The 10,807-nt window shown below is 67.8% G+C and carries 1 protein-coding gene; it reads left to right on the top strand.

Annotated elements, in window-relative coordinates; genetic code table 11:
• Positions 1-10,807: SDR family NAD(P)-dependent oxidoreductase (locus RUU78_RS12015; protein WP_313916887.1), on the top strand; the 10,807-nt coding region annotated here is incomplete at both ends.

The raw sequence follows: 10,807 nt of genomic DNA, 5'->3' as shown, positions 1-10,807 counted from the left end.
GCGAGGCGATCGAGGCGCGGCTGTCGCGCATCTGGTGCGAGGTGCTCGACGTCGCCGCGGTCGACCCGCGTGCCGGCTTCTTCGATATCGGTGGGGATTCCGTTTCCGCCGTGCTCCTCGCCGAACAGATCGCCGCGCAATTCGGCTGCGAATTTCCGGTCACCGAGGTGTTCCGGTTCGGCTCCGTCCGGCGCATCAGCGAAGCGCTCGCCGCGACACAGTCCGTCGGGGCGCGGTTCGACGCCGCCGTCCCGGCGGCCGCGCCGTCGCGGCCCGCGGCCGCGCCTGCACCGGCTACCGACAGCTACGCCGGTTGCATTGCCATCATCGGCCTGGCCTGCCATTTTCCGGGCGCGCGTCACCACGAGCAGTTCTGGGAAAACCTCGTGAACGGCGTCGACAGCATTGCGGTCGCCCCACCGGCCGCACGCGACGCCGCGCCCGCGCGGCCCGGCGCACACTCCGTGTACGCATGGGGCAACATTGAAGGCAAGGAATTCTTCGACGCGGAGTTCTTCCAGGTCGCCGCGCGCGACGCGCACCTGATGGATCCGCAATTGCGCCTGCTGCTGCAGCAGGCGTGGGCGGCGGTGGAAGACGCCGGCTACGTGCCCGGGGAAATCCCGGACACCGGCGTGTTCACCGCGAGCAGCCACAACGACTACGCCACATTGCTGTCGCGCGGCCTCGCTGCGGACAGCGGGATGCTGACCGACAGCGATCAGTACGTCGCCTGGCTGCTGTCGCAGAGCGGCACGATTCCGACGATGATTTCGCATCGCCTGGGCCTGACCGGCCCCAGCCTCGCGGTGCATTCCAACTGTTCCTCGTCGCTCGTGGCCATGCATACCGCGCAGCGCAGCGTGCTCGCCGGCGAATCGCGCCAGGCCATCGTTGGCGCCGCGACGGTGAGCGGCACGACACTGCACGGCTACGTCCATCTGAAGGGGTTGAATTTTTCGCGCGACGGTCGCGTGAAGACCTTTGACGCCGACGCCGACGGCATGGTCGGCGCCGAAGGCGTCGCCGCCGTGCTGCTCAAGCGCGCGAGCGATGCGATCGCCGACGGCGATCACGTCTACGCCCTGTTGCGTGGTATCGCGATCAACAACGACGGCGCCCAGAAAGCCGGCTTCTATTCGCCCAGTGTCGACGGTCAGGAACGGCTGATCCAGGGCCTGCTCGCATCCTCCGGCGTACATCCCGACTCGATCGGCTACGTCGAGGCGCACGGTACCGGGACCGAGCTCGGCGATCCGATCGAGGTCGCCGCGCTGACGGCAGCATGGCGCCGCCAGACGTCGGCGGTGCAGTACTGCGGCATCGGCTCGGTGAAGACCAACCTCGGCCATCTCGACACCGCGGCGGGTCTCGCCGGATGCATCAAGGTGGCGCTGAGCCTCAGCCGTCGGCAGCTGCCGCCAAGCCTGCACTACCACAGCGCCAATCCGCGACTGAATCTCGATACGTCGCCGTTCTACGTCGTGGACCGGCTCCGGACCTGGCCCGAGCAGCCGCACCCCCGGCGTGCGGCACTCAGTTCGTTCGGCATCGGCGGCACCAATGCACATGCCCTGTTCGAGGAATACCGGCCGCCAAGCGAACCCGTCGTCACCGCGCCGGGCTCGTACCTGCTGGTGCTGTCAGCGAAAAGCGCCGCGCAAGTCGACGCGTACGCCGGGCGCATGCGCGAGTTCCTGCAGCGCAGCGAACGGCGTGGCGAGCCGGTCGATCTCGCGGCGCTGACCTATACGCTTCAGGTCGGCCGCGTGCCGATGGAGCACAGGCTCGCGGTCGTGTTCACCGGACTGGACGACCTGCGCGGCAAACTCGACGCCTGCGTCGCGGGCCAGTGGCCGATCGCGGGCTGCTACCGCGGCACGGCGAGCGACGACAGCCAAGTGCTCAAGTCCTTTGCGGCCGATGAGGATCTGCAGACCGCCCTGCGCAACTGGGTCGCCAAGGGCAAGCATCAGACGCTGGCGGAACTGTGGGTGCAAGGTGCGCAGATCGACTGGCGCGGCCTTCCTGCGCAGCGGCCGCGACGCATGTCGCTGCCGACCTATCCGTTCAAGCAGCAGCACTTCTGGGTGGACAAGCCGGCGGCGTCCGGTGCGGTTGCCCCGGCGCGTGCGGGCGCCGTGCCGTCGGTGGACACGCTGCATCCGCTGCTGCATCGCAATACATCTACCTTGTCGCAGCAGCGATTCAGCTCCCGCTTCGCCGGCGACGAGCATTTTCTGCGGGATCACGTCGTCGAAGGCACGGCCGTGATGCCCGGCGTAGCGTATCTGGAAATGGTGCGCGCGGCGTTGCGCGAATCCGACGACGGTCACGCCGACGCGTCGACCTTCCGGCTGCGTAACGTGGTCTGGCTGCGGCCGTTGCGGGTCGGTGCGCCGAGGCAGGTTCACGTCTCGCTCAATGCGCTCGAATCCGGCGACTGCGACTACGAAGTGTCGAGTACCGAGGACGGGCCGGCGGGCGAGGCGCTGGATCGCCTCGTGCACGGAATGGGGCGCGCGGTCGTCGGCGCGGAACGCGACGACGCCATGCCACTGGATCTGGACGATCTGCGCCGGCGCCTCGATCGCGAGATCGAGCCCGAAGCGCTGTATCGGCAGTTCGAGGCGATGCAGATCCACTACGGTCCCGCACACGTCGTCATCACCGACCTGAAGGTGGGTACGGATGGCGACGCACACCGTTACGTGCTGGCGTCGCTGCGGTTGCCTTCGGCGGTTGCGCACACGGCAGCGGACTATGTGCTGCATCCGAGCCTGCTCGACGGCGCACTGCAGGCGATCATCGGGCTGGCCGTGGATGCGCTGTCATCGCCGGCGCACGTGGCGCATCCCAGGCCGCACCTGCCGTTCGCGCTTGAAGAACTGGACGTGTTCCGCGCGATTCCGGCGGACGCGGTCGCCTGCTGCCGCCTGCAGCCGTCGGTCACGTCGGACAACCTGCGCAAATACGACGTGGACGTGTGTGATAGCAACGGCGAGATCTGCGTGCGTGTGCGCGGCTTCGCGACACGCGCGATGCAGGACGCGCCGCTGCCGGAAAGCACCGCGGGCGCCGTCAATGCGCAATTCCTCGCGCCGACCTGGAGCGTGCGCAAGGCGTTGTTCGACGATGCCCCGCCGAACCACGCCGGCGTGGTCATCGTCGGCGGCGATGCACAACAGCAGCAGTCGGTACGCGCGCTATATCCGGCGGCGCATGTCGTGGATGTGTCGGGCGGCCTGTCGGTAGACGACTGGCGCGACCAGTTGCAAGCACTGGGCACGCTGCAGCACGTGGTATGGCTGCCGCGGCTGGGCGCCGGCGCGCACGCCGACGACGAAACACTGCTGGCGGCGCAGGAAGCCGACGTGATCAGCGCGTTCCGCCTCGTCAAGGCGCTGCTGCAGCTCGACTACGGATCCAGCCGCCTGCGCTGGACCATGGTCACGCGCAGCGCGCAGGAAGTCCGCTCTGGCGAGCCGGTTGATCCGGCGCAGGCGGCCCTGCACGGGTTCGTCGGCTCGCTGGCCAGGGAATACGCGCATTGGCCGATCCGGCTAGCCGATGTCGGTACCGATGGCGACTGGCCCCTCGACGATATTGCGCGCCTGCCGGCGGACGCCGAAGGCGAAGCGTGGGCCTATCGCGACGGCCAGTGGTATCGGCGCCAGCTACTCGTCTGCGACCTCTCGGCAGCGCCGGTCGTCGCGCCGTATCGGCAAGGCGGCGTCTACGTCGTGATCGGTGGAGCCGGTGGCATCGGTGAAGTCTTTACCCGGCATCTGCTGACGCATTACCGCGCGAACGTGGTCTGGATCGGGCGGCGCGAAGCCGATGAGGCCATCGAAGCGAAACGCAGGGACCTCGCGCAGCTCGGTCCGGCGCCGCTATACGTGCGCGCCGACGCCGCCGACGCGCACGCGCTGGAACAGGCGTGGCAGCAGATCAAGGCACGCTATGGCCGCATCGACGGCATCGTGCATGCTGCCATCGTGCTGATGGACAAGAGCCTCGCCGGCATGGGCGAGGACGTCTTCCGCGCCGCTTTGCGCGCGAAGGCGGAAACGAGCGTGCGGCTTGCGCAGATAGCCGAGCGCGAGTCCCTCGATTTCGTCGCGTTCTTCTCGTCCCTGCAGAGCTTCTCGCCCGCGGCAGGGCAGAGCAACTATTCCGCCGGATGCACCTTCGCCGACGCGTTCGCTACGCTGCTGTCGCGGCGCATGTCCTGCCCGGTGAAGGTGATGAACTGGGGCTACTGGGGCAGCGTCGGCGTCGTGGCGTCGGAAGCCTACCGGCAACGCCTCGCGAAGATCGGCCTCGACTCGATCGAGCCCGAGGCTGGCATGAATGCTCTGGACCGGCTGCTCGGCAGCCAGGTGCGGCAGCTTGCGTTCGTGCGTACCAGTGCGGCGCTGCAGGCGCGCAGGTCGAGGCTAGACGAAGAGATCGTCGCGGTCGGCAGCGTTGTCGTCGATGTGACCCGCAGACTGGTCGTGCCGCAGACGCTGGCCTCGCCCGGCCTGGATGCAATGGTCGAGGCCATGCGCGGCATGGAAGATCTGCTGGCGCGCGTTCTCGTTTCGCATCTGGACGAGCTCGGGCTGCTGGGCGAAACCATGCCTGCGGCTTACTCCGCCATGCCGGCGCCGCTCAGACAGTGGCTGGCGGCTAGCCGTCGTGCGTTCGTCGAACTCGGACTGTTGCGGCAGCAAGGCAGCGCCTGCGAGGTGATCGGCGGCCTGGACGCCCGCCAGGTTCGGCAGCAGTGGCAGGACGCCAAGGCGCGCTGGGCGCAGGATCCGCACGTGCAGGCGCATGCGAGCCTTGCGGACGCCGCCCTGACGGCGTTGCCGGACATACTGTCGGGCAGCGTGCCGGCGACCGATGTGTTCTTCCCCGGCGCATCGGTGGAACAGGTAGGCGCTCTCTACCGCAATAATCCGGTTGCGGACTATTTCAATGATGTACTCGTGGAAACCTTGTCGGCGGCGATCGTAGCGCGGCTGCGGGAAGATCCATCGGCACGCCTGCGCCTGATCGAGATCGGCGCCGGCACGGGTGGTGCCAGCGCATCGATATTCGCGCGGCTGGCGCAATACCGCGACCACATCGAGGAGTACTGCTACACCGATATCTCGAAAGCGTTCCTGTTTCACGCCAGGCAGAACTATGCGCCGATCGCACCGTATCTGCAGTGCCGGCTGTTCGACGCGCAGCGTCCGCCGGCGGAGCAGGGCATTGCCAGTGGCGTCTACGACATCGCGATCGCGGTGAACGTGCTGCACGTGGCTGGCGACATCCGCCAAGCGGTGCGCAACGTGAAGGCGACGCTGCAGCACAACGGCCTGCTGCTGCTCAACGAAATCAGTACCTGGAGCCTGTTCGCGCACGCGACGTTCGGCCTGCTGGACGGCTGGTGGCAGTTCGTCGATGCACCGCTGCGTATCGACGGCACGCCAGGATTGTCGCCGGAGAGCTGGCGCCAGCTGCTCGTGGATGAAGGCTTCCGTGCCCCGGGCTTTCCCGCCCACGCCCAGCACCCGCTCGGACAGCAGATCGTGATCGCGGCCAGCGACGGGATGGTGCGCAGGCCTGCCGCGGCGTTACCGGTCCGCCGGGTCGAGCCGGACGCGCCGGCCAGCACCGTGGCGCTGCCGGCGGTACCTGCCGCCGCCGATCTTGCCGTCACATTGCGCGACAGGGTGACGCTGGCCTTGCGCAAGCTCGTGGCCGAGACGGTGCAGATGTCGCTGGCTGAGATCGACGCTGCCGAGCCCATGGAGAAATACGGCATCGATTCCATTCTCGTCGTGCGCATGTCCGGCGCGATGAACGCGTTCTTCGACGACATTCGCACGACGCTGTTCTTCGAACACCGCACGATCGCGGCGCTCGCGGCGCATCTGCTGGCGAACCGGCGGGAGCAAGCGGCGCGCTGGGTCGGCATGGACGAAACGTCGGCGGTGTCGCGCGCCGTCGCGGCGACGCCGACGGTGCGCGCGCCCGCGGCGGCGCTGCGACCGAACCGGCTCCCGCGCCGTTCCAGCGAGCAGGCCGCGTCCGTACAGCAGCACCCGCAGGCCCCCGTTCCCGGCGCCGTGTCCGGTATCGCGGTCATCGGACTCGCGGGACGCTATGCGCAGGCATCCGACATCGAGGAATTCTGGTCGGCGCTGGTCCAAGGGAAAAACTGTATCGGCGAAGTACCGGCGGAACGCTGGGACTGGCGCACGTATTTCAACGCAGAGCGCGGCCGGCCCGGCTCCATCTACAGCCGCTGGGGTGGCTTTCTCGACGCGATCGATCTGTTCGATCCGCTGTTCTTCGACATATCGCCCCTGCAGGCGGAGTACATGGACCCGCAGGAACGCCTGTTCCTCGAGGAAGCGTACGCGTGCATCGAGGATGCGGGCTACACGCCGGCCAGTCTGAGTCCGACGCGCCGGGTTGGCGTCTATGTCGGCGCGATGAACAACACCTACATGCGCGTGACCGGCTTCTATTCGATCGCCAATCGCGTGTCTTACCTGTTCGATTTCCAGGGTCCATCCATGGCCGTCGACACGGCCTGCTCGGCTTCCCTGACGGCGATCCATCTTGCAGTGGAAGCGCTGCGCAGCGGCAGTTGCGACAGGGCGATCGCCGGAGGCGTCAACCTCATCGTCGATCCGGTGCACTATCAGGCGCTGTCGGCGCAGACCATGCTGTCCAGCGGCGACCGCTGCCGCTCGTTCGGCGACGACGCCGACGGCTTCGTCGACGGCGAGGGCGTCGGTGCGGTAGTGCTCAAGCCGCTGGCCGCAGCCATCGACGATGGCGATCACATCTACGGAGTGATCAGGGGCAGCATGGTGAACGCCGGCGGCAGGACGCACGGCTACACAGTGCCGAACCCGGCTGCGCAGACGCAGGTCGTGGTCGAAGCGCTGAGCCGCGCGGGCGTCCGCGCGCGCGCGGTCAGCTACATCGAAGCGCACGGCACGGGAACGCAACTCGGCGATCCGATCGAAGTGGCGGCGCTGACGGCGGCATTCCGCAAGGACACCGCGGATCTCGGCTTTTGCGCCATCGGTTCGCTCAAGAGCAACATCGGCCATGCCGAAAGCGCGGCGGGAATCGCCGGTCTCACCAAGGTGCTGCTGCAGATGCGGCACCGGCAGCTCGTACCCAGCCTGCATGTCGAGGTGTTGAACCCGCAGATCGATTTCGGTCCGTTCGTGGTGCAGCGCGAGTCGGCGCCGTGGCAACGCCCGCGGCTGGATGTCGACGGCAAGATCGAGGAAAGCCCGCGCATCGCCGGCATTTCGTCGTTCGGCGCGGGTGGTGCGAATGCCCACCTCGTCGTGGAGGAATACGAGGCGCCGGCAGAGTACGACAGTGCGCCGGTGGTCGACGAACTGCATCCGGCGCTGATTCTGCTGTCGGCCAAGACGCCGGAAGCATTGCCGCTGAGGGCGCGGCGCCTGCTCGCGGCGGTCGAGCGTGGTGCGTTCCGGCAGCAGGATCTCGCGGCCATCGCCTACACACTGCAGGTCGGCCGCGAAGCCCTGCGCTATCGGCTCGCGTTCACGGCGACTTCGCTGGACGATCTGCGCCGCAAGCTGCTCGCGTGCCAGCAGGGTTCGGCGCATACCGAGGAAGTGCATCGCGGCGAATCAGCGAGCCAACGCGGCGTCGACGGGCTGTTCGCCGGCGACGAGGAAATGCAGGAAGCGATCGCGAAATGGATGGCCCGCGGCAAGTACGCGAAGCTGCTCGCGCTATGGGTCAAGGGCGCAACGATCGACTGGCTGCAGCTGTATCCGGGGCGCCTTCCGCGGCGCCTGTCGCTGCCGACCTATCCGTTCGCGAAACTACGCTGCTGGCTCGATTCGTCGAGCTTCCTGTCCAGCCGTTCTGCCGAGAAGTCGACGCAGCGCCGGCTGCATCCGCTGCTGCACGAAAACACCTCGAACCTGGACGGTCCGCGATTCAGCTCGTGTTTCAGCGGGCAGGAATTCTGGCTCGCCGATCACGTCGTGCACGGTCGGCCGGTGCTGCCGGGCGTGGCCTATCTGGAAATGGCGCGAGCGGCGATCGTGCACGGCAGTGCGCGCGAGGACGCCGCGGTCGCCGGCATCATTCTGCGCGACGTGGTCTGGGTCAGGCCCCTGTTCGTCGACGGCGCGCCCGTGCGCGTGCACGTCGCACTGGCGCAACAGACCGGCGAAGAAATCGGCTATGAAATCTATAGCGATGCGGACCCATCCGGACGCGTGATCCATGCCCAGGGCAGAGCATCGTGGCGGGTGCCCGAGCCTTCGCCGCGCGTGAACCTCGCTGCGCTGCAGGCCGCCGGCGAGCGCCGCCTCGCCGTGAATGAGTGCTACGAACTCATGCGCGTGAGCGGGCTGACCCACGGACCGGCGCTGCGCGGCTTGCGGGAAGCCGTGGCCGGAGTGGACGAGGCCGGCTCGCGGTTCGTACTCGCGCGGCTGGAACTGCCCGAGTCAGTGAAAGGCACGGCCAGTGACTATGTGCTGCATCCGAGCCTGCTCGACAGCGCCTTGCATGCGGCGGGCGCGCTCGACTCGCGCTCCGCGCAACAGGAACCGCTTCTGCTGTACGCCGTGGAATCCGTGGCCATCCTCGCCGCGCCGACCGCCGCGTCGTTCGCCGTGCTGCGCGAGGATGTGGGCAGCAGCGCACAGCTGCCGAAGGTACGCATCGAGCTCTGCGACGAACTCGGCAACGTCTGCGTGCGCGTGTCGGGCCTGTCTGCGCGCAGGCTGGATACGCTGCGCGACACGGCGACGCAACGTACGGTTTATCTCAGCCGGCAATGGACTCCAGCGACTGCCGCTGCCGATCGGTCGACGTTCTCGCAGCGCTGGATCTTCGGCAGCTTCGCAGACGCTGCGCAGGCCGCACAGTGGAGTGAGGTCGAGCGCCGGCTGAGCGCCTTGCCGCAGACGCATGTCGAGCGTCTGACCAGTCAGGCAGAGGCCGAGCACGATCGGTACGAGCAACTGGGCTGGCAGCTGATCGAAGGCCTGCAGCGGATACTGGCCAGCAAGCCGCACGGCCCCGTGCTGGTTCAGGTCGTGACCTCGGATGCGCGCCGCGACGGGCTGCTGCAAGGACTCGGCGGCGTGCTGAAGACGGCGCAGATGGAGAATCCGCTGATCCGGGGCCAGCTAGTTTGCCTGCAGGGTGACGACGGGGCCGCGACCTGGATCGAGCAGCTGCAGCACGCCTCAGGTGCGCCGGAGGCGGAGATCCGCTACCGCGACGGCGTCCGTCAGGTCAGTGAGATTGCCGAGGACACGGCGCCGCCCGAGCAGGTGCCGTGGAAATCCGGCGGAATCTATCTCGTCACCGGCGGCGCCGGCGGTCTCGGACTGACCTTTGCGGAAGAAATCATCCAGCGCGTCGCCGATGCGCACGTGATCCTGGTTGGGCGTTCGCCGTTGAGCGCCGACAAGGCGCGGCGGTTGCGCGCGTGGGCGGATGCCGGACTCGCGGTCGACTATCGCCAGGTCGACTGCGCGGACGCAGCGGCCGTCACGGCGCTGATCGCGGACATCCGGGCGGCGCATGGCCGCCTCGATGGCGTGATCCATGCGGCGGGCGCGTTGCGGGACAGCTTCCTGCTGGCGAAGACGCGACAGGAATACGAGGTCGTGCTTGGCGCGAAAGTCCGCGCGGCTGTCAATCTCGACGCGGCGATCGGTTCGCGCGCGCTGGATTTCTTCGTCCTGTTCTCGTCGATCACCGGATCGACCGGCAATATCGGCCAGGCCGACTACGCGGCCGCGAACGGTTTCCTGGATGCCTACGCGCAGTACCGGCGCGGTCAGGTGGACCGCGGCGAACGCCACGGACGCACGCTCTCGATCGCATGGCCACTCTGGGCCGACGGCGGCATGCGCATGTCCGGGAGCGGCCTCGCACAGTTGCGCGCGGAAGGCTATCAGGCCCTGCAGAACCCCGACGGCGTGGCGGCGTTCTATCGCGCATTCGGCAGTGATGCGAGCTGCATCATCGTCGTACGGCGCGACGTCGTGACGGACACGGCCGCCGCTCGAACGGCGCCCGCTCCCGTCGTCCCGGATGCGCGCGGCGCAGCGGCGGTTTCGCGCGGTGCCGATTCGTCCGCGCGTGCCTATCTGCAGCGTTTGCTGGCGGCCATGCTGAAACTCCAGACGACGCAACTCGAGCCGGGCGCACCGTTCTCGCGCTACGGACTCGACTCGATAGTCGCCCTGCGCCTGACGACCGACCTGGAAAAGATATTCGGCCCGTTGCCCAAGACCTTGTTCTTCGAGTATCCGAATTTCGAGGCGCTGTACCGCTATTTCGACGAGGCGCACAGCGACGCCCTGCAGCGCGCGTTGGGTCCGGCGCCGGAACCTGCAGCGGCACTGGCGCCGATACCGGAACTGGCGCCACGCGATGCGGCCGTGTCGCGTTTGCCGGTGGCGCGCTCTGCGGCTCATGCGATGCAGACGGCATCGGCGCCAACGCCGGTCGGCGAGTCGCTGCACGACTCCGCCATCGCCATCATCGGCCTGAGCGGCCGTTATCCGCAGGCGCGTACGGTGGAGGCATTGTGGGAGAAGCTGAGCGCTGGCGAGGACTGCGTGACGCCGATACCGGCGGAGCGCTGGGACGGCGATGAGGATTACGACGAGCGCAAGGGTGTGCCGGGCAAGAGCTACGGAAAGTGGGGTGGTTTCCTGCTGGGAGTGGACGAGTTCGATCCGCTGTTTTTCGGGCTGTCGCCGCGGGAGGCGGAATACACGGATCCGCAGCAGCGCTT

It is taken from the genome of Tahibacter sp. (assembly GCF_032229445.1).
Taxonomy (GTDB): domain Bacteria; phylum Pseudomonadota; class Gammaproteobacteria; order Xanthomonadales; family Rhodanobacteraceae; genus Tahibacter.
Note: the sequence above shows the minus strand (reverse complement) of the source record. Positions and strands in the feature narration are given on the sequence as shown.